At 64.7% G+C, this 18,619-nt stretch carries 16 protein-coding genes; 2 read left to right on the top strand and 14 right to left on the bottom strand.

Annotated elements, in window-relative coordinates; genetic code table 11:
* The 7 genes from FAS41_RS16745 to FAS41_RS16715 form a co-directional block, all read right to left on the bottom strand.
* The gene (locus FAS41_RS16745) at window positions 1-3,231 is read right to left on the bottom strand and encodes a pilus assembly protein (protein WP_171049499.1); all 3,231 of its coding nucleotides are present in this window, start codon (window positions 3,229-3,231) and stop codon (window positions 1-3) included.
* A gap of 32 nt (window positions 3,232-3,263) precedes the next feature.
* Window positions 3,264-3,719, bottom strand: a complete 456-nt coding sequence (locus tag FAS41_RS16740) for a pilus assembly PilX family protein (protein WP_138524169.1) — start codon at window positions 3,717-3,719, stop codon at window positions 3,264-3,266.
* Between the two features lie 14 nt (window positions 3,720-3,733).
* Window positions 3,734-4,672 carry a PilW family protein gene (locus FAS41_RS16735; protein WP_171049498.1) on the bottom strand — a complete coding sequence of 313 codons (939 nt, stop codon included), beginning with the start codon at window positions 4,670-4,672 and terminating at the stop codon, window positions 3,734-3,736.
* A gap of 1 nt (window position 4,673) precedes the next feature.
* Window positions 4,674-5,147: a type IV pilus modification protein PilV gene (pilV, locus tag FAS41_RS16730; RefSeq protein ID WP_138524167.1), complete on the bottom strand. Its 474-nt coding sequence runs from the start codon at window positions 5,145-5,147 to the stop codon at window positions 4,674-4,676.
* Between the two features lie 249 nt (window positions 5,148-5,396).
* A complete protein-coding gene (locus tag FAS41_RS16725) occupies window positions 5,397-6,248 on the bottom strand; it encodes a mechanosensitive ion channel family protein (protein WP_138524165.1) in 852 nt (283 codons plus the stop codon).
* Window positions 6,249-6,358: 110 nt separating this feature from the next.
* Window positions 6,359-7,495 carry an SO2930 family diheme c-type cytochrome gene (locus FAS41_RS16720; protein ID WP_138524163.1) on the bottom strand — a complete coding sequence of 379 codons (1,137 nt, stop codon included), beginning with the start codon at window positions 7,493-7,495 and terminating at the stop codon, window positions 6,359-6,361.
* The gene (locus FAS41_RS16715) at window positions 7,492-8,739 is read right to left on the bottom strand and encodes a parallel beta-helix domain-containing protein (RefSeq protein ID WP_138524161.1); all 1,248 of its coding nucleotides are present in this window, start codon (window positions 8,737-8,739) and stop codon (window positions 7,492-7,494) included. Before FAS41_RS16715 ends, FAS41_RS16720 begins: the two co-directional genes overlap by 4 nt.
* Window positions 8,740-8,917: 178 nt before the next feature.
* On the opposite strand from FAS41_RS16715, the gene FAS41_RS16710 reads away from it, so the two are divergent.
* The gene (locus FAS41_RS16710) at window positions 8,918-9,328 is read left to right on the top strand and encodes a bacteriohemerythrin (protein WP_138524159.1); all 411 of its coding nucleotides are present in this window, start codon (window positions 8,918-8,920) and stop codon (window positions 9,326-9,328) included.
* A gap of 36 nt (window positions 9,329-9,364) precedes the next feature.
* On the opposite strand, the gene FAS41_RS16705 is transcribed toward FAS41_RS16710, so the two are convergent.
* A complete protein-coding gene (locus FAS41_RS16705; protein ID WP_138524157.1) occupies window positions 9,365-11,614 on the bottom strand; it encodes a YgiQ family radical SAM protein in 2,250 nt (749 codons plus the stop codon).
* A 197-nt stretch (window positions 11,615-11,811) separates the two neighbouring features.
* Between FAS41_RS16705 and FAS41_RS16700 the strand changes: the two genes are divergently transcribed.
* Window positions 11,812-13,689: a GGDEF domain-containing protein gene (locus FAS41_RS16700; protein ID WP_138524155.1), complete on the top strand. Its 1,878-nt coding sequence runs from the start codon at window positions 11,812-11,814 to the stop codon at window positions 13,687-13,689.
* Here FAS41_RS16700 and alr read toward each other — a convergent pair whose 3' ends face one another.
* From alr to rpsF, 6 genes are all read right to left on the bottom strand, one after another.
* A complete protein-coding gene (gene alr / locus FAS41_RS16695) occupies window positions 13,690-14,766 on the bottom strand; it encodes an alanine racemase (RefSeq protein WP_138524153.1) in 1,077 nt (358 codons plus the stop codon). It lies immediately after the preceding gene.
* 68 nt (window positions 14,767-14,834) lie between these two features.
* Window positions 14,835-16,229 (bottom strand): replicative DNA helicase, encoded by a 1,395-nt coding sequence (gene dnaB, locus FAS41_RS16690; RefSeq protein ID WP_138524151.1) that lies wholly within the window; start codon window positions 16,227-16,229, stop codon window positions 14,835-14,837.
* 142 nt (window positions 16,230-16,371) lie between these two features.
* Entirely contained in the window at window positions 16,372-16,818 is a 447-nt protein-coding gene (rplI, locus tag FAS41_RS16685) for a 50S ribosomal protein L9 (RefSeq protein WP_015479134.1), read from the bottom strand.
* Window positions 16,819-16,839: 21 nt separating this feature from the next.
* Complete coding sequence (locus FAS41_RS16680) at window positions 16,840-17,709, bottom strand: hypothetical protein (protein WP_045216250.1); 870 nt, start codon at window positions 17,707-17,709, stop codon at window positions 16,840-16,842.
* Window positions 17,710-17,743: 34 nt separating this feature from the next.
* Entirely contained in the window at window positions 17,744-17,974 is a 231-nt protein-coding gene (rpsR, locus tag FAS41_RS16675) for a 30S ribosomal protein S18 (protein WP_003095634.1), read from the bottom strand.
* Window positions 17,975-18,003: 29 nt separating this feature from the next.
* The gene (rpsF, locus tag FAS41_RS16670) at window positions 18,004-18,420 is read right to left on the bottom strand and encodes a 30S ribosomal protein S6 (protein ID WP_015479136.1); all 417 of its coding nucleotides are present in this window, start codon (window positions 18,418-18,420) and stop codon (window positions 18,004-18,006) included.
* Between the last annotated feature and the right edge of the window lie 199 nt (window positions 18,421-18,619).

The raw sequence follows: 18,619 nt of genomic DNA, 5'->3' as shown, positions 1-18,619 counted from the left end.
TCAACGAGACTCCCACCAGGCCTTGCGCCCGAAGTCGCGGGGTAGACCGAGCGCCTGCCCCTGCGGACGACCATCACGGTCCACCCCGAGGATGCGCAGAGCACCACCTGGATCGGATTGCTGCAGCGCGCCGCTAGGCTGAGACGCTGCGTCACTGTTCGCCAGAACATCGTTGGGCAAGCCGCCTGCCAACCGCTCCCCGCTGGCGACCTCCAGTACAAGCGACGCGTAAACGAGCGGATCGCTGCAAGGGTCGTCTCCCGGTGCGATCAGGTTGAACAGCACCCGCTTCCCGTCGCGGATCTGCGGCTGATCCACCACTCGCGAGCCATTCGCCGGCAAGTCGAGATACCAGCCATGGAAGCTGTCGAGGGCGCCGCTGGAGGACACGGGCTGAAGACTGGAGCGCCCGGCGAAGGCCTGCCCGCCATCAATCACGCCGTACAGGCTTTCAGTCTTTGCCGAGGGCTCGTCGTCACCCACGCGGTAGTAGCGCCCGGTTCCGAACAAGACCCGCACCAGTCCGCTGCGGTCCAGGGCAGCGGCCACCGGCGCACTGATCCCCTGCGGACTCCCATCCGGTGCCAGCGCCCGGAACAACGGCTTGCCGGCCAGCAACGGTGGAATCGCCGAATCGCCGCCCTCCTCGCCTACCAGATCCACACGCCATAGATTCCCGAAGCTGTCGCCCACATAAAGGCGGTTGGCGGTCACGTCTCCCGAGCTGCTGATCGCGGTCACCGGCCCCAGGTCGCCAGCCCCGGGCAGGTGGACGCGCTTGAGCACATGCCCATCCGCCGCATCGAGCAGCCAGATATCCCCGCCCTGGCTTTCCGGGTCCCTGGCGCCGGAGGAAACCGCCACGACGAACCGTCCCGACCCGAGGGCCATGAGGGCTGGCCGCCCCAGGGTGTAGCCAAGATCGGGATGACTGAACTCCCAGAGCACGCTGCGTGGCCCCATTTGCTCGGGATCGGTCACGTCCAACGCGAACAGGCTGTTGCCGCCCGCTCCCGTACTGCCCACCAGGAGGGTCCGCCACTCCCCGCCGATCCAGGCATTCCCCACCGCGGGCGATCCATCGACGTAAAAGCGATGGGCATAGCCGGGATCGGCCAGCTCATGGAGGCGCCCCAGTACTGCCGCCGGCACGAAGGCGAACAGCTCGTGCCCATCGCGCGCATCGAAGCCATGCAGCATGCCGTCGTTGGCGCCCACCGCCACCAGCGGCGCTCGCTGCTGATAGAGCTCGCTGGCAAGGAACGCCCGGTAGCCTGTACCCAACAGCTTGGGTAGCTCGCCGTAGGGCTGCGGGTCATGCCAGGCGTAGGCCGGGCGCGAGCCGACGATGTCGCCCAGCCGGCTGGCACGCAGGCGGAACGGCAGCGAACTGCCGGGCTCGCGTCGCTCCGGCAAACGCGAGCCGCGCAGGTAGTCGATCAGTAACTCGCCCTGCTCGCTCCCCAGCCTGCGACGCTGTTCGTCATCCAGGGCACCCCAGGCGAAGGGCATGCCTGTGCGCATGATCCGCGATCCGTCCACCGCAGTCGTGGCGGCCCCCACAGTGAGGATGTTACGTTCGGCCAGTTGCGCTTCGCTCAGCTCGTCCAGCTTTCGTGCAGCCGACCACTGCGGCTTCTCCTCGTCTTCGCGCCATAGCTGCAGGTCACCGCTCCAGTACCGCCCCGCCAGCAAGGTGCTGAACCACTCGCCGTACCTCGGGCCGGCGCTGAAATTGCCGATACTCATCGGCACGTCGTCAGCCGTTCGGGCAAACGCCTGTTTCAGCTCATCACGCAACCTGTCGGGGTCGGCGAGCTTCAGCAGGTTGGCCGGCCAGCCATCCACACCCCGCCATTCGCTTTCCGGCAACGGTGATGTGCGCGCAGAGGAGTAGCCGCGCGGAATCGCAAAGCCGCCGTATTGGGTTGCCAGCCACAGGGCGCTGCCCGGTCCGGCCACTTCACCGGACGACGCCAGCCAGTAGGTGGAGGCGCTTTGCCGGCCGGGCAGGTCCGGGCGCAGGTCGCTCACATGGGCCTCATAGGCCAGGCCTGCCAGCGCGAGTGAGGCGGCAGTCCCTCCTCCGCCCTGCATGGCCATCACCTGCTGCGCCGCCTGAGCGACCGCTGGATCACCGAGGCGCAGCAGACTCGCGCCAGCCTCACCCTCACCCTCACCCGCACCGCCAAGCCCGAGCATGAGATTGCGCTGACAGGCGTAGGTCAGCGGGTCCGCATGATTTCCCTGATGTCGCAGATAGCGTGTGGCGGCATGGAGCAGTTCGCCCACGTCATCAAACGGCAGTGGCGGGGACTCGTCGAAGCGGTTGAGCGTGGCGATCACTCCAGCCGGCCGGTCGATGAGCACGCCGGTCTGTGCCGACCACTCCTTCTGCGGATTGTCACTCCCATCGTCTCGCCACGGACCAACGAATTTCTGCGGCACGCGCAGCACAACTCCCCCTTCGCGGTCAGACCGGCCGAAGAGGCTGAAGCGCAGGCGCCCGGCGTACTGCTGCAACAGCCCCTCGGGCTTGTAGCGCTCACCATAGCGCTGGCAGTTGCGCTCCTGCTGGCCGGCAATGCAAACCTGCACATGCACCGCGAGCCGGTAGCTCTTCGCCGGTAACAGCGGCTCTCCGGGCAGGAACTCCTGTGGCTCGCCGGGAAAGTCCGGGCTGCGGCTCAGCAACAGACTGCGCTCCTCACCCGCAACTCGAAGGTACAGCATTGCGCCGGAGAATGGCGTGGCACCGGCAACGGTATCCAATGGCAGACCGCGATCCGGGAAGGCACCGTCCCGCTCCAGATTTCGCCCCTTCTGCAACACCGTCGTTTCGGTGCTGTCGATCAGGCGATCGCCCCCGGTCAGCACGGCGCGGTAGACATCCATGGCCTGCGCCGTCGCCCAGTTGAGGAAGTTGCCGCTCCAGGCCTGCCGGCAGACATGGGCCAGGGCCGGGCCGATGGGCTGGAAGTAGCGCTGCGTCTCCGCTTCGCCAAAACGGTAGGCATAGCACTTGTCTGGATCGAAATAGCCGAAGTACCGCTCGCCGGTGGCGTAGACAGGACTCGGATTGGCAGCAGCCGCCGTCGCCCCATGGGCCGATGATGGCAACAACAGGATGTTGCCTGGAGCACCGCTGGCGATCTGCAGCGGCACCTGGCTGACCGGCGCAGCCGACAGCGCGCTCGCCAGCGCAGCACCCACCATCAGGGAACAGAGCATTCCGAGCCTCACTGCCATCTCCTTCCTGTCAGCTAACGGATGAAATAGACGCTGCTCAGCCGGACGCTGGAAACCGGCTCCCCCGAGGGTTGGCGACGTGCGCCGAAGCCTTCGGCGCGCACCTCGATAGCGACACCACGGGTCGAGCCGCCCTTGCCGACTTCCAGCCCTTCGCTGGCCAGCCAGCGCAAGAAGCGCAGCCGGAAGGCCGGCTTCGCCGAGCTCTCGGAAAAGCCATCAACCACTCCTTTGGCATCGTCGATGGAGGCCATGGGGCCGTCGTGCCGATAGCGCTCCAGTGCAGCCGCTTCCCCTGCGCGCAGTGCCGCTTCCGCTGCCTGAAAGGCCATCTGTCGGTCACGCAGGTTGCCGGCCATGCGCTCTTCCAGTTGCACCATGCGCATGCCCGCCAGACCGATGAGGGTGAGCAGCAACAGCATGACCAGCGAGACCAGCAGCACCGCGCCGCGCTCGGATTTATGGCGCATCGTCGACCTCTCGTTCACCGCGGTGGATTACGCAGTGCGATGGTGCTGCTCATCACCAGCCGCAGCCTTCGCTCTGCATTCGGTGCGAGGGTGCGGCCGTCGAACACCAGCGACTTCGGCGCTTCGTCGACCTCGCGGGCCTGACTCTGCAGCAGCAGGCTGACACGCACCGTACGTACCCTCTGCCAGTCGCCAGCGGTCATTTCCCGCGCCGCCTTGTAGGCCGACACCGCCTCGCTGCCGGCCCCAGCCACGCCATAGCGCAGGCTCATGCCGGCGACACCGTTCACCAGTTCTTCGGTGTTCGGTTTGAGTGAGGTCTGGCTGTTATCCGTCACGAACAGCCCCGGCGTCCCATCGACGCCACGGCCGATCCAGTAGATCGCGTAGCGGTACGGGTAGACCCGCGTCGCGAACGCCAGGAAGTGCTCAAGCGAACGATCCGCCAACAGGCTCGCCGCGTTCCCGGCATTGCGCAGCAGCAGGCAGGATTGCTGATCGCTGAGCAGATAGAAGGCCCCGGCGACCGCACTCGATGAGGTGAGGAGCACTCGGTTTGCGCTGATCGAACGTGCCTCGAGAACAGGCTCGGACGCATGGCGCAGGAGCACCGCATCAGTGTTCGCCAGGCGTCCGGAAGGCACCCAGGCGGACGCCGACATTCCCGTGCCGTACCCTTCGATTGGCGACTGCTCCACGGCGTACTGCGCGTCATCGATGCCACTGGCATTGACCAGCCCAGCGGCACAGGCGCCAGTGAACCCAGCATTGCGCAGGTCCTGCGCCATGGCCTCCAGCGCGAAGCGGCCGCTCTCCTGCAACTCGGCCAGGGCAACGCCACTCTGGTAGCTGCGTTTGCTGCTCAGGACGACCTGGATAACGCCCGCCAGAAGCAGCAAGCCGAGCGCCATGGCCACCAGCAGCTCGACCAGCGAAAGCCCGCGCTGGTGCATGTCAGAGGCCCGCCCGATAGGTGAAGGTTTCCCAGGCATTTCCAGCCTCACCCAGGCGCTCGCGAGCCCGCCGGTCGTTCCAGCGCACGGCGATCACCGCGCTGTACTGATCACCGCTGTGGAGCACCTGCACCGAGCCGCTACCCGATCCGCCGAGCGTCTCGCAGACATCGGCCTGCCACTGGCCGAGATCGAGCTGCGCACGCGTCGAACCACCGCCTTTCGGGCACCCAGCAGCGGCGTCGACGAAGTTCGTGTCGTAGGCACCGGCATGGGCGGCGTCCGGATTGGCACGCAGCAGGTCGGCCATCTCGCTGGCCAGCCAGGATGCCTGGGAGCGTTGCAGCGCGCTGTAGCCGGCGCTGATGCCGACGTTCTGCAACCCCGCAAGCCCCAGCAGGCCAATGCCGAGGATGAGCAGTGAGACCAGCACCTCCACCAGGGTGAACCCTTCGCTCTGCTTGCCGCCCGCCATGTTGATCGCCTCACCGCTGAGGAATGAGCCTCAAGGGTGCAAGGCACAGCGCGGGGTGGTCAGCCAGACATTTGCTGGGAGATCGACGGGAAAAGTCCGCCAGCCAAACGAGATCAGGCGTGCGACTAGGACTGCGTCCGATACACCAGACCACTTATCGGGGCCGACACACCATCGGTCCCAGCCGATCAATTCTCACCGGGAAAAGAAAAGGCCACCTTGCGGTGGCCTTTGCAGGAGCGGGAGCCGTCAGCTGTTCGCCGACTGCTGCACGATCACCGTCTGCGCCGGCATCGGTGCCGGGAAGTCGGTGCCCAGGGCTTCCTTGATGGTGCGGTTGGTGTCGAAGTAGACCTGCCAGTAGTTGTCGTTGTGACAGTAGGGGCGCACCGCCAGCACGGGGCCGACGAGGTTGAACTCGAGGATCTCCACATCCACCGCCGGGTCGCTCAGCACATTGGGGATCGCCGCGATGCGCTGCTTGAGCACCGCAGCGGCAGCCTGCCAATCAGCAGCGCCGGAGAGCTGCGCCTTGAGTTCCACGCGGCGGTAGGGATTGTGGGTGTAGTTCTGGATGGTGTCGCTGAAAATCTTGTTGTTGCCCACCAGGGTCATCACGTTGTCCGGCGTATTGATTGCCGTAGCGAACAGGCCGATCTCCTTGACGGTGCCAGTGACGCCGCCAGCAGTGATGAAATCACCGACCTTGAATGGCCGCAGCACGATGATGAACCCACCGGCCGCAAGGTTCGCCAGCAGTCCGGACCAGGCCATGCCGATGGCCAGGCCGATGGCAGCGATCAGCGCGGCGAGGCTGGTGGTCTGCACGCCGAAGTAACCGAGGATACCGACGACCAGGAGGATGTTCAGGGTGACGGTGATGAAGGAGCCGACATAGCGCAGGACCGTCGGATCGACGCTCTGCTTGGCCAGTGCCTTTTCCACCAGATTGACGGCGAAGGTGATCAGCCAGCGGCCGAGAACCCAGAAGAGAATGGCTACGAGGATCTTCACACCGAAAGCGAGCGCGTACTGCGAAACCGTCGCCCACAGTGCGTTGATCTTCTCCGTACCCACATTGATGATGTTCGTATCGTCCATGGAAGCGCACCTGCGAGAGAAAGGGACCAGATGAACGCTAGCACGGCCCCAGCCGTTTGCTCGTCGCAATGCGCAGCCCAGAGCCCTGGCGGGCTCCGGGCGCTATTCCACTAGCAGTCGCCGGGTAGCGAGGCGATCCAGCGGTTGAGCAGTTCCAGCCCCTCGCGGTGCACCAGGGTGCGGCCCAGCTCGGGCATCATGTCGCCGGGTTTGTCGCTGCCGACGCGGTAGCTGAGCACGGATTTCTCCGGGCTGCCGGGGTGAATGTCTTCGAGTCGCCCGCCGGTGCCGCCGCCCGCCGCCACTGGCGGTTTGCACAGGCCGTAGGCAATGGAGACCGGCGTATGCGGGTCGAGGTGCAGGCCCGAAGTGCGCGCTGCCCCCTTGGGGTTGTGGCAGTGCGAGCAGTTGGCGTCGAGGTAGCTGCGCGCCTGATTCTCCAGATCCTCACCGGGACGCGGATGCCCCCACAGCGCGTTCTGCGGCACCTGAGCCAGCGCCGGCAGGCCCTTGAGGAAACCGCGCGCCTGCCAGTGCTGCAACTGGTTGTCGTTGCCTTCGGCGTAGGCGAAATCCTTGTTCAGGTGCCGTGCCTTGGGTCCCAGCGGGGCGATACCGCCGCCCTTCTGCTCGGCGTGGCATTCGGAGCACTGGTTGGCGTCCGGCACCATGTAGGTGAAGGCGGTCTTCTTGCCGTCCTCGGCGGTCAACTCCAGTGCCGGGCTGTCGCCCGCAAGCTCCAGGGTCGCTTCGCTCTGGTCGGCATTCCACACGTAGGGCAGCGCCGCCCAGCCGTCCTTCTGCCGAACCAGTACGCGGGTTTCCACCAGATGGACCTTGGCCATGTCGAGCCCGGCCTTCGGGTCACGGTCGTCCTGGCTGTTCTGCAGCAGGTTGCCCTGTGCGTCCTTGGGGTAATAGAAGGTCTTGGTCAGCACGGTGCCGACGGGGTAGTCGAAGCGGTCCTCGGCATACTGCGCCGACTGCCCTTCGGGCATCCACACGGTGCGCAGCTTGTGCGCGTAGTCGGTGAACAGCGAGGTATTCAGGTCGTAGGGCAGCACCTCGGCGGTCGGCGTCAGATGGCCGTCCGCCAGGTGCAACATGCCCCAGCCGCTGAGCTTTTCCGGGTAGTCGCCGCCTTCGGGCTGATAACGCGGCTTGCTCTCCTGCCCGCACCCGGCCAGTGCACCAGCAAGGGCAGCGGCCAGGGCGAGCGACAACAGGAACGAAGCGGGTTTCATCATGCCTTGTTGCCCTTCTCACCCAGGCCGGCCTGTTCGATTTTCGGCAGCGGCTTGAGCTTGCACTGGTGCGAGCTGATGTCGGTGCTGATGTTCTTGTAGCCGTTGGGGCCATCGACGTTGACGATGCCGGCATTGCCGTTGTCGATGCAGATGGCCAGGGCTTCGGGGAGCTTGCCGTCGACCAGTTTCTTCTCGTTGAAGTAACCGTCCCAGAGGATGTCCGGCAGACGCCCATTGAGGCCGAACTTGGCGATCTTCAGCGCCTTGAGCTCCAGGTGGTCGGGGCTGTCGCCACCGGGGCCGAAGGTGTTGCCATGAATGAAGATGCCTTCGGGGTACGGATCGAAGTTCGGCTGCGTGGCCTTGTCCGAATAGCCGGTGCTGAAGTAGCTGCTGACGATGACGTTGGCGGTCTTGTGGTTGCCGATCTTGTTGTTGAAGATTTCCACATCGTCGTTGGAGTTCACCACCACACCAGAGCCCGCCGGCACGCTGGCCACCGGGGTGCCCTTGTGGCCGAAGTTCTCGTGGTTGTTGCCCTGTACATCGTTGTCGAAGACGCGGGTGCCGCGCCCCGGCTGCGGCAGGTTGGGCATGTTGAAGACGAGGATGCCTCCGGTGTTGTCGGTGGCGACGTTGTTGTAGACGTCGGCGCCGATGGTGTTCTCGATCTCGATGCCGGCGACGTTGCGCTCCGCGCGGTTGTTGCGCACCACCACGTTGCGCGACTGGCCGACGTAGATACCCGAGTCGGAGGCGCCGATGGCGACGTTGCCTTCGAGCAGGGTGTTCTCGGTCTGCACCGGGTAGATGCCGTAGCCGCCGTTTTCCGTGGAGGCCCCGTTGGTCCACTCGGTGCGGATGTTGCGGATGACGATGTTCTTGCCGCCGATGACCTTCAGGCCATCGCCCTTGGTGTCCTCGATGGCGAGGTTCTCGATGGTGAAGTCGGAGGCGTCGACGAACAGCCCTTCGGCGCCAGCCTTCTGGTTCTTGAAGCTCAAGATGGTCTTGTCCATGCCAGCGCCGCGAATGGTCACGCCATCCACCTTCAGGCTGAGGCTGCGGTCCAGATGGTAGGTGCCTGCAGGAATGTCGATGACATCACCGGCCTTGGCCTTGATCAGGCGGGCCTGCAGGTCTTTCTGGAAATCGCTGCTGACGGCGGCGGTGGGCTTGTCACCTTCGCCGCAGGCGGCCAGGGCGACAGAGAGTGCGAGAAGGGAGAGGGTAGCGAGACGCATGGCGGGCTCCGGTCTTGTTTTTATCATATGGAACTATCGTACCAATTGAGGCCGAGAATACTCCTACATCCCACGCCACGCCAGCCCTTCAGACACATCGCACTTTGATTGATTGACGTCACTGTTTCGCGGTGGCGGATCGGGATGATCTGCGCTTCCACCCCCAAGGAGTGCACGGATGAGCTTCATGCCCTGGAACGATGAGTTCGTGATCGGAATCGAACGGATCGATGAACAGCACCGCTGGCTGGTCGACCTCACCAACGCGCTGTACGACAGCCTGAACGGCCCGGATGGCGAGGGTCAGCCCATCGGCGAGCTGCTGGAGCAACTGGTGGAGTACACGATGAATCACTTCATCGTCGAGGAAGTGCTGTTCCAGCGCCTGGGCTACCCCGAAGAGGAGGCGCACAAGGCCGAGCATGACCGCTTCAACCGGCAGATCATCGACCTGCTGTACCGCCATGAGGATGGCGAAGTCGTCTCGGTCGAGGCGCTGGAGCTGCTCAAGGCCTGGTTGATCCACCATATCCTGAAGGTCGACAAGGCCTACGTGGGCTTCTTTCGCGAAAAAGGCGTGACCGCTTAGCGTGCACGCCTTTTCTCGACTGCAGCAAACAATGACCTAGCGCGGAATGTTTGGCTGCCGCTTGGTGCTGCGCTTCTTGCCCTTGGCATAGCCGGTGGCCTTGCCTTCCTCGGCCTTGTTCCACGGCTTGGAACCGTTGCTGGCGCGCGGCGGCAGGCCGGTATGCTGGGTCAGCAGCGGCTGGCCGGCCTTCTTGCTGCCGGCCGGGGTGGAGTTCTTGCGGCGCGCGCTCTGGTACTCGTCGGTCTGCGGCTGGTAGGTCGGGATCAGGTGGTGCTTGCCGTTGCCGATCAGGTCGGCACGGCCCATGCGCTCCAGCGCCTCGCGCAGCATCGGCCAGCCCTTCGGGTCGTGGTAGCGCAGGAAGGCCTTGTGCAGGCGGCGCTGCTGGTCGCTCTTGACGATGGTCACGCCGTCGCTCTTGTAGGTGACCTTGCGCAGCGGGTTCTTGCCCGAGTGGTACATGGCGGTGGCGCTGGCCATGGGCGAGGGATAGAACGCCTGCACCTGGTCCGCGCGGAAGCCGTTGCGCTTGAGCCACAGGGCGAGGTTCATCATGTCTTCGTCGGTGGTGCCCGGGTGCGCCGCGATGAAGTACGGGATCAGGTACTGCTCCTTGCCCGCCTCCTTGGAGAACTTCTCGAACATGCGCTTGAAGGCGTCGTAGGTGCCGATGCCCGGCTTCATCATCTTCGACAGCGGGCCTTCCTCGGTGTGCTCCGGGGCGATCTTCAGGTAGCCGCCGACGTGGTGCGTCACCAGCTCCTTGACGTACTCGGGCGACTCCACGGCGAGGTCGTAGCGCAGGCCGGAGGCAATCAGGATCTTCTTCACGCCCGGCAGGGCGCGGGCCTTGCGATACAGTTCGATGAGCGAGGAGTGGTCGGTATTGAGGTTCTCGCAGATGCCCGGCCAGACACAGGACGGCTTGCGGCAGTGACGCTCGATCTCCGGGTCCTTGCAGGCGATGCGGTACATGTTGGCGGTCGGGCCGCCGAGGTCGGAGACAACGCCGGTGAAGCCCGGCACCTTCTTCATCTCCTCGATCTCGGCGAGGATCGACTCGTGGGAACGGTTCTGGATGATCCGCCCCTCGTGCTCGGTGATCGAGCAGAAGGTGCAGCCACCGAAGCAGCCGCGCATGATGTTCACCGAGAAACGGATCATCTCGTAGGCCGGGATCTTCTCCTTGCCGTACTCCGGGTGCGGCACGCGCGCATAGGGCATGCCGAACACATAGTCCATTTCCTCGGTGCTCATCGGGATGGGCGGCGGGTTGAACCACACGTCCACTTCGCCGTGCTTCTGCACCAGGGCGCGGGCGTTGCCCGGGTTGGTCTCCAGGTGCAGCACGCGGTTGGCGTGGGCATAAAGCACCGCATCGCTGCGCACCTTCTCGAACGACGGCAGGCGGATCACTGTGCGCTCGCGCTCCAGGCGCGGGTGGGCCAGCAACTGCACGACCTTGGCTTCGTTCGGGTCTTCCTGCTCGCCCTTCTCCTGCTCGATGGCGCAGGCGGCGGTGTCCTGGGTGTTCACGTACGGGTTGATGATCTTGTCGACCTTGCCCGGACGGTCGATACGGGTGGAGTCCACCTCGAACCAGCCTTCCGGGGTGTCGCGGCGCACGAAGGCGGTGCCGCGCACGTCGGTGATCTGCTCGACCTGCTCGCCAGCGGCCAGGCGCTGGGCGATCTCCACCACGGCACGCTCGGCGTTGCCGTACAGCAGGATATCGGCGGTGGCGTCCATCAGGATGGAGCGGCGCACCTTGTCCTGCCAGTAGTCATAGTGAGCGATGCGGCGCAGCGAAGCTTCGATGCCGCCGAGAACCACCGGCGTGTCGCTGTAGGCTTCCTTGCAGCGCTGGCTGTAGACCAGGCTGGCGCGATCCGGGCGACGACCGGCGAGACCACCGGGGGTATAGGCGTCGTCGCTGCGGATCTTCTTGTCCGCGGTGTAGCGGTTGATCATCGAGTCCATGTTGCCCGCCGCCACGCCGAAGAACAGGTTCGGCTGGCCGAGCTTCATGAAGTCGTCCTTCGAGCGCCAGTCCGGCTGGGCAATGATGCCCACGCGGAAACCCTGGGCTTCCAGCAGACGACCGATGATGGCCATGCCGAACGACGGATGGTCGACGTAGGCATCCCCGGTGACGATGATGATGTCGCAGGAATCCCAACCCAGCTGATCCATCTCTTCCTTGCTCATGGGCAGGAACGGCGCCGGGCCGAAACACTCGGCCCAGAACTTGGGATAATCGAACAGTGGCTTGGCGGCTTGCATCACGGGCACCGGGGTATCTCTAGTAGGGTTCGCGGAAAAACGCGGGCGCGGAATATAGCACAAAAAGTGTACAAATCCGACTATCGAGCTCAGATTTAACCGGCGTACGGTAGATTGCCAATGCCATCATATGGCTATACTTCAGCCACTATCCGCAGTACGCCTGGCCATCGCGCCCAGGCCAGGGAGTGCCTGTCGTGCGTCGTGCCATCGTGCTGTTGCTTACCCTGCTGTTCTGCCACACGGCGCTAGCCTTCGAACTGGACGACAAGGCCAGCGGCGCCTGGCTCAACGATCACCTCGAACTGCTGCAGGAACGTGACGGGCCACTGTCGCTGGAAGCCGTGCAGGCGAGCCGCGACTTCGTTCCGGCCAACGGCCGCACCAGTGTCGGCCAGAGCCCCGACGGCTGGTGGCTGCGCCTGGACCTGGATCGCCGCATTTCGCCGCTGGGCGGCTGGTGGCTGGAGGTCGACGCGGTCAACCTGATGGACCTGCGCCTCTACCTACCCGACGCCCAGGGCAATTACCGCGTAGTACTCTCCGGCGAGGCCGTGCCCTTCGCCGGGGGCCGCGACCGTGACTACCGCCGGCCGCTCTTCCACCTGCCCGAAGGCACCGGCCCGGTGCGCATCTATGCCCGCGTCCAGGACCCGGCCGGCAACTCCTTCCCGCTGCGCATCTGGTCGCTGGACGACCTGCAGGACCACCGCGCCGACACCAGCCTGTTCCTCGGCTTCATCTACGGCCTGATCGCCGCACTGCTGCTGTACAACCTGTTCATCCTGCTGACTCTGCGCGACCCGGCGTACTTCTGGTACGTGCTGACCACCGCCAGCGCGCTGCTGTTCAGCCTGGGCATGACCGGCCATGGCTTCGAGTACTTCTGGCCGGATCACCCGGTACCCTGGTGGCTCGACCGCATCACCCTGCCCTCGCTCTGGGGGCTGTGCGTGCACCGCTTCACCATCACCCTGCTGCAGACCCGCCGCCACGTTCGCTGGTCGCACTGGCTGCTGAACCTGAACTGCGCGCTTTATGGGCTGACCATTATCGTCGGCGCCCTGGGTCTGCGCGGCGTGGCCGGCTGGATGCTGGTGGCCATCACCCTGATCGGCGTGCCTGCCGCCCTGGGCGGCGCCCTGGTGCGCTGGCGCCAGGGTTCGTTCCCGGCCTTCCTCTACCTGCTCGGTTTCGGCCTGGTGCTGACCAGCGTGAGCATCTCGGTGATGCGCGCGACAGGCCTGGTGCAGCCGTCACCGCTAACCTCGTACATCTTCCCCATCGCCGTGGCACTGGAGTCGGTGCTGTTCTCCTTCGCCCTCACCTCCCGCATCCAGGGCCTCAAGCGCGAACGCGCCCAGGCGCTGGAACAGGCTGACCGCGAGAAGAGCGCACGCCTGACCCTGATGCAGAGCGCCCAGCAGGACCTGGCGAGCGCCGTGGCCGAGCGCACCGCCGAACTCACCCAGAGCAACCAGTTGCTGCGCGAACGGGAAGTGCAGCTGCAGCACGCCGCGCACTATGACCCGCTGACCGGCCTGCCAAACCGCCGCTACCTGGTGGAACACGCCGAGCACGCCCTGGCCAGCGCCCAGCAGAACGGCGAGACCCTGGCCCTGATGCTGATTGACCTCGACCACTTCAAGCCGATCAACGATAGCCACGGCCACGACGCCGGCGACTTCATGCTGCAGAACGTCGGCAATCGCCTGCGCCAGTGCGTGCGCGGGAGCGATTGCGTGGCGCGCCTGGGCGGCGATGAGTTCGCGGCACTGATCTCGGGGCCCGACGCCGAAGGCCACGCCAAGGAGATCGCCTGCCGCATCCTCAACGAACTGTCGCGGCCGGTGAAGTTCGAAACGCTGGAACTGCGCGTCACGCCGAGCATCGGCGTGGCCATCTACCCCAGCCACGCGATGCAGTTCAGCAAGCTCTACAAGGCCGCCGACCAGGCGCTCTACGAAGTGAAGGGCAACGGTCGAGCAGCCTACGCCATGGCCAGCGAGGCCGCTGGCGAGACCAGCGAGCTCTGGCAGGAAAACGAATGGCTGGAAAGCGAAGACCGCGCCTGATCAGCTGCGGTAGCGACGCGGCACACGGGCGGTGACCTTGGTCAACAGCTCGTAGCCAATAGTCCCGGCGTGGGCCGCCACCTCGTCCACCGGCAGGTTGACGCCCCACAGCTCAACGCGGTCGCCAACGGCGGCCTCGGGCAAATCGGTCAGGTCCACGGCCAGCATGTCCATGGACACGCGGCCGGCCAGCGCGGCGCGCTGGCCCCCCACGAGCACCGGCGTGCCACTCGGTGCGTGGCGCGGATAACCATCGGCATAACCGCAACTCACGGTGCCGACACGCGAAGGTCGCTCGGCCACCCAGGTCGCGCCGTAACCAACGCTTTCCCCCACCGCCACCTCGCGCACGGCGATCAGTTGCGCTTCCAGACTCATGGCCGGGCGCAGGCCCAGCTCGGCGGCGCCGATGTCAGAGAAGGGCGTGGCGCCGTAGAGCATGATGCCGGGGCGAACCCAGTCCATGTGCGCGGCGGGAATGGTCAGCACGGCGGCGGAGTTGGCCAGCGAACGCTGGTCGAAATCCAGGTCCAGCACGCTGAGGAAGCAGGCCACCTGATCTTCGGTCAGTTCGTCGCCGCGCAGATCAGCGTTGGCGAAGTGGCTCATCAGGTTCAGCTCGGCCACCTGTGGCGCCTGGCGCAGGCGCGGATGCCAGTCACGCAGCGCTTCGGGCGAGAAGCCCAGGCGGTGCATGCCGGTGTCCAGTTTCATCCACACATTGAGCGCGCTGGGCAACTGTGCGGCGAGCAGTGCCTGGGCCTGCTCGGGGCCTTGCACCGCCACGTCCAGGCGCAACTGAGCGGCAATCAGGTATTCCGCCGGCTCGAAGCAGCCCTCCAGCAGCAGGATGCGGGCGCCGGCGTGCAGCGCGCGCACTTCGGCGGCTTCTTCCAGGCAAGCCACCGCGAAGCCGTCGGCCTCGTCGTGCAGGCAGCTCACCACCTCCCGCGCGCCATGCCCATAGGCGTTCGCCTTGACCACCGCGAAGGCTTCACGCCCGGGCGCGCAGCGCTTGGCGACGGCGTAGTTGTGGCGAATGGCGGCTAGATCGACGTGGGCGACGAGCGGGCGCATGGTGGACTCTGCAATGAAAACGGGCGCCTATATTAAGGCGCCCGTCGTTCACGCGGAATGCGGCATCGTTACTCGTCTTCGAAGTTGTACATGCCGGGCGCGAGATTTTCGAAGCGGCTGTAGCGGCCGAGGAAGGCCACGCGCACCGTGCCGATGGGGCCGTTACGCTGTTTGCCGAGGATGATTTCGGCGACGCCCTTGAACTCGGTCTCCGGGTGATACACCTCGTCGCGGTAAACGAACATGATCACGTCGGCGTCCTGCTCGATCGCTCCGGATTCGCGCAAGTCGGAGTTCACCGGGCGTTTGTTGGGACGCTGTTCCAGCGAGCGGTTGAGCTGGGAAAGCGCCACCACCGGGCAATTGAATTCCTTCGCCAGCGCCTTCAGCGAGCGGGAGATCTCGGAAATTTCGTTGGTCCGGTTGTCGCCGGCGGAACCAGGGATCTGCATCAGCTGCAGGTAGTCGACCATGATCATGCCGATCTCGCCGTGCTCACGGGCCAGGCGGCGGGTCCGCGCGCGCATTTCCGAGGGCGAGATGCCGGCGGTGTCGTCGATGAACAGCTTGCGGTCGCTGAGCAGGTTCACCGCCGAGGTCAGGCGCGGCCAATCCTCGTCATCCAGCTTGCCGGTACGCACCTTGGTCTGGTCGATGCGGCCGAGCGAGGCAAGCATACGCATCACGATGGAATCGGAGGGCATCTCCAGCGAGTACACCAGGATCGCCTTGTCGCTGCGCATCAGGGCGTTCTCCACCAGGTTCATGGCGAAGGTGGTCTTGCCCATCGACGGACGGCCGGCGACGATGATCAGGTCGGAGGGCTGCAGGCCGCTGGTCTTCTCGTCGAGGTCGGTGAAGCCGGTGGTGATACCGGTCAGCGCGTCCGAGGTGTTGAACAGGTGGTCGATGCGGTCGATGGTCTTGACCAGGATGTCACCGATGCCCACCGGGCCGCCGGTCTTGGGCCGCGCTTCGGCGATCTCGAAGATCTTGCGCTCGGCTTCGTCGAGCACTTCGTTGGCGCTGCGCCCCTCGGGGTTGAAAGCGCTGTCGGCGATATCACTGCTGATACCGATCAGCTGCCGCAAGGTGGCGCGCTCGCGGATGATGCCCGCATACGCCTTGATGTTCGCTACCGAGGGCGTGTTCTTCGCCAGCTCGGCAAGGTACGCCAGGCCGCCCACCTGAGACAGTTGCCCTTCGCGCTCGAGCTGCTCGGAAAGCGTCACCACGTCGATCGGCTGGTTGGCTTCGGCGAGCTTGTAGACGGCACGGAAGATCAGGCGGTGGTCATGGCGGTAGAAGTCGCCATCGGACACCGCGTCGGAGACCCGCTCCCAGGCGTTGTTGTCGAGCATCAGGCCGCCCAGCACCGCCTGTTCGGCTTCGATCGAGTGCGGCGGCACCTTGAGGGAAGCGGTCTGCAGGTCGTATTGCTCGGGGACGGTAATGTCGTTCATGGGCTCTTCGAGTTGGCTCTTCGCAGGAGAGGATCAAACGGCGGAAAAACAAAGGGCACGGACCGAGGATCGGCACCGTGCCCATTGTTATTGGACTGATTCACCCAGGCAAGCTGTGTGAAACGTCCTAGCGACGGATCGCTTACTCGGCGACTACAACCACGTGCAGGGTTGCATCAACATCCATGTGCAGTTGCACTTCGATGTTGTATTCGCCTACAGCGCGCAGGGCGCCGTCGGGCAGGCGAACTTCGCTCTTTTCCAGCGGGTAGCCAGCAGCCGAAACGGCGTCGGCGATGTCGCGGGTGCCGATCGAACCGAACAGTTTGCCTTCGTCGCCAGCGTGGGCGCCGATGGTCACGATCAGTTCGGCCAGTTGGGCAGCACGAGCTTCAGCAGCGGCTTTTTTCTCAGCAGCGGCTTTTTCCAGCTCTGCACGGCGCTCTTCGAAAGCAGCGACGTTGGCAGCGGTGGCAGCGGTGGCTTTGCCCTGCGGCAGCAGGTAGTTACGAGCGTAACCGCCCTTTACGTTCAGCTTATCGCCCAGGTTGCCCAGTTTGGCGATCTTTTCCAGCAGGATGACTTCCATTTGAGTCTTACCTCTTAACTTTTAACCTTCACCGTTCGCAGCTTTCTGGCGCTTGGCCAGACGACCGCGAAAATCAAACAGACTGTCGACGACGGCGACAAGACAGATCACATTGCCCAGTACGAATACCAGCAGGTACAGCGGTGCCAGCCAGAAGCCCGGAAGCTTCTTCAGCGCGGCCAGGCCGTGCCCCAGTGCAATCCCGGCAAACAGCAGCGGGATCATGCAAAGCGGCGCCAGCATGGTGGCCGCGGGTCCTGCGAAGGGCAGTGCCACAACGCCGACCAGCAGCGCTACAGCCGTGCCCGGCGACAGGCGCAGTGCGCGGAACTCGCGGCCAAACCCTTCCGGGTTGAACAGTACTGCTTGCCAATAACGCGCCAGCATCAGGCACAACAGGCTGATCGTCTGCAGCGAGGCTGCCATCAGGCCGGTGATGGTCGGAACCATCTCCGCCTGCAGAGCGGCCATCTGTTCCGGCGAAAGCTTGGCTTCGGCCAGAACCTGCGGCAGCGCCTTGCCGAATGCATCGGCAAGACCTGCGACCAACCCGGCCGACACCGTGCTGAGCAGCAGCACGAACACCGCACCGAGCACAACGCTCGCCAGCATCACCTGGTTCCAGGACACCTTGCTGCGCAGAACCTGCGCCAGCACGGCACTACCCACCAGAACCAGACTTACGCTGGGGTCACCCAGGTACCACCAGGCCAGTGCCGGAAGCAGCGCCCAGGCCAGGATGCCAAAGGCATCGCTGGGACCACGGCGCAACAGCACCAGACTGCCTGCTGCGGCACCGAGCCAGAACAAAGGCTGCAGTACCGCGGCTGCGACGACCACCAGGGTCGCCTGCATGCGGCCTCGCATGACAAATTCAGCCAATGCGCGCATGCGATCTATCCATCAATTCCAGTCGACTGCCCGATCAACGGCCGTGGCTGTCGGTGTAGGGAAGCAGGGCCAGGTAACGGGCGCGCTTGATAGCGGTCGCCAGCTGACGCTGGTACTTGGCTTTGGTGCCGGTGATACGGCTCGGAACGATCTTGCCGGTTTCGGAAACGTAGGCCTTCAGGGTGTTCAGATCTTTGTAATCGATCTCTTTCACGCCTTCAGCGGTGAAACGGCAGAACTTACGACGACGGAAGAAACGTGCCATGTGTGTGGCTCCTCAATACTGGTCCGGGATTACTCGTCAGCGCTGTCGCGGCTATCTTCGCCGTCAGCGGACTCGCCCTCGTTCGATTCGGGACGCTCACGGCGCTCGCGGCGCTCGTTGCGGCTCTCTTCGGCCTTCAGCATTTCGGACTGGCCGGTAACGGCTTCGTCGCGACGGATGACCATGTTACGGATCACGGCGTCGTTGTAACGGAAGTTGTCTTCCATTTCTGCCAGGGCCTTGGCGGTGCACTCGACGTTCATCAGAACGTAGTGAGCCTTGTGCACGTTGTTGATGGCGTAAGCCAGCTGACGACGGCCCCAGTCTTCCAGACGGTGGACTTTGCCGCCGTCTTCTTCGATGGCCTTGGTGTAACGCTCGACCATGCCACCGACTTGTTCGCTCTGGTCCGGGTGAACCAGGAACACGATTTCGTAATGACGCATAAATGCTCCTTACGGATTGCAGCCTGCCGACAAAGCGGTCAGACAAGGAGTGAATGATTTTTTCCTTGCCACTCGGAAGCACGCGCGAACGCCTGCCCGGACGACAAGGGCCGACATTCTAGAGAAGCGCGCCGGGGGGCGCAAGGAAAACTGGTGAAACTTTGAACAGCGCGAGGCGGAGCAACCCGCCTCGCGTGGG

The sequence above is a fragment of the Pseudomonas nicosulfuronedens genome (genome assembly GCF_005877905.1).
Classification (GTDB): Bacteria; Pseudomonadota; Gammaproteobacteria; order Pseudomonadales; family Pseudomonadaceae; genus Pseudomonas; species Pseudomonas nicosulfuronedens.
The sequence above is the reverse complement of the archived record's forward strand: the minus strand, read 5'-3'. Positions and strand labels throughout refer to the sequence as shown.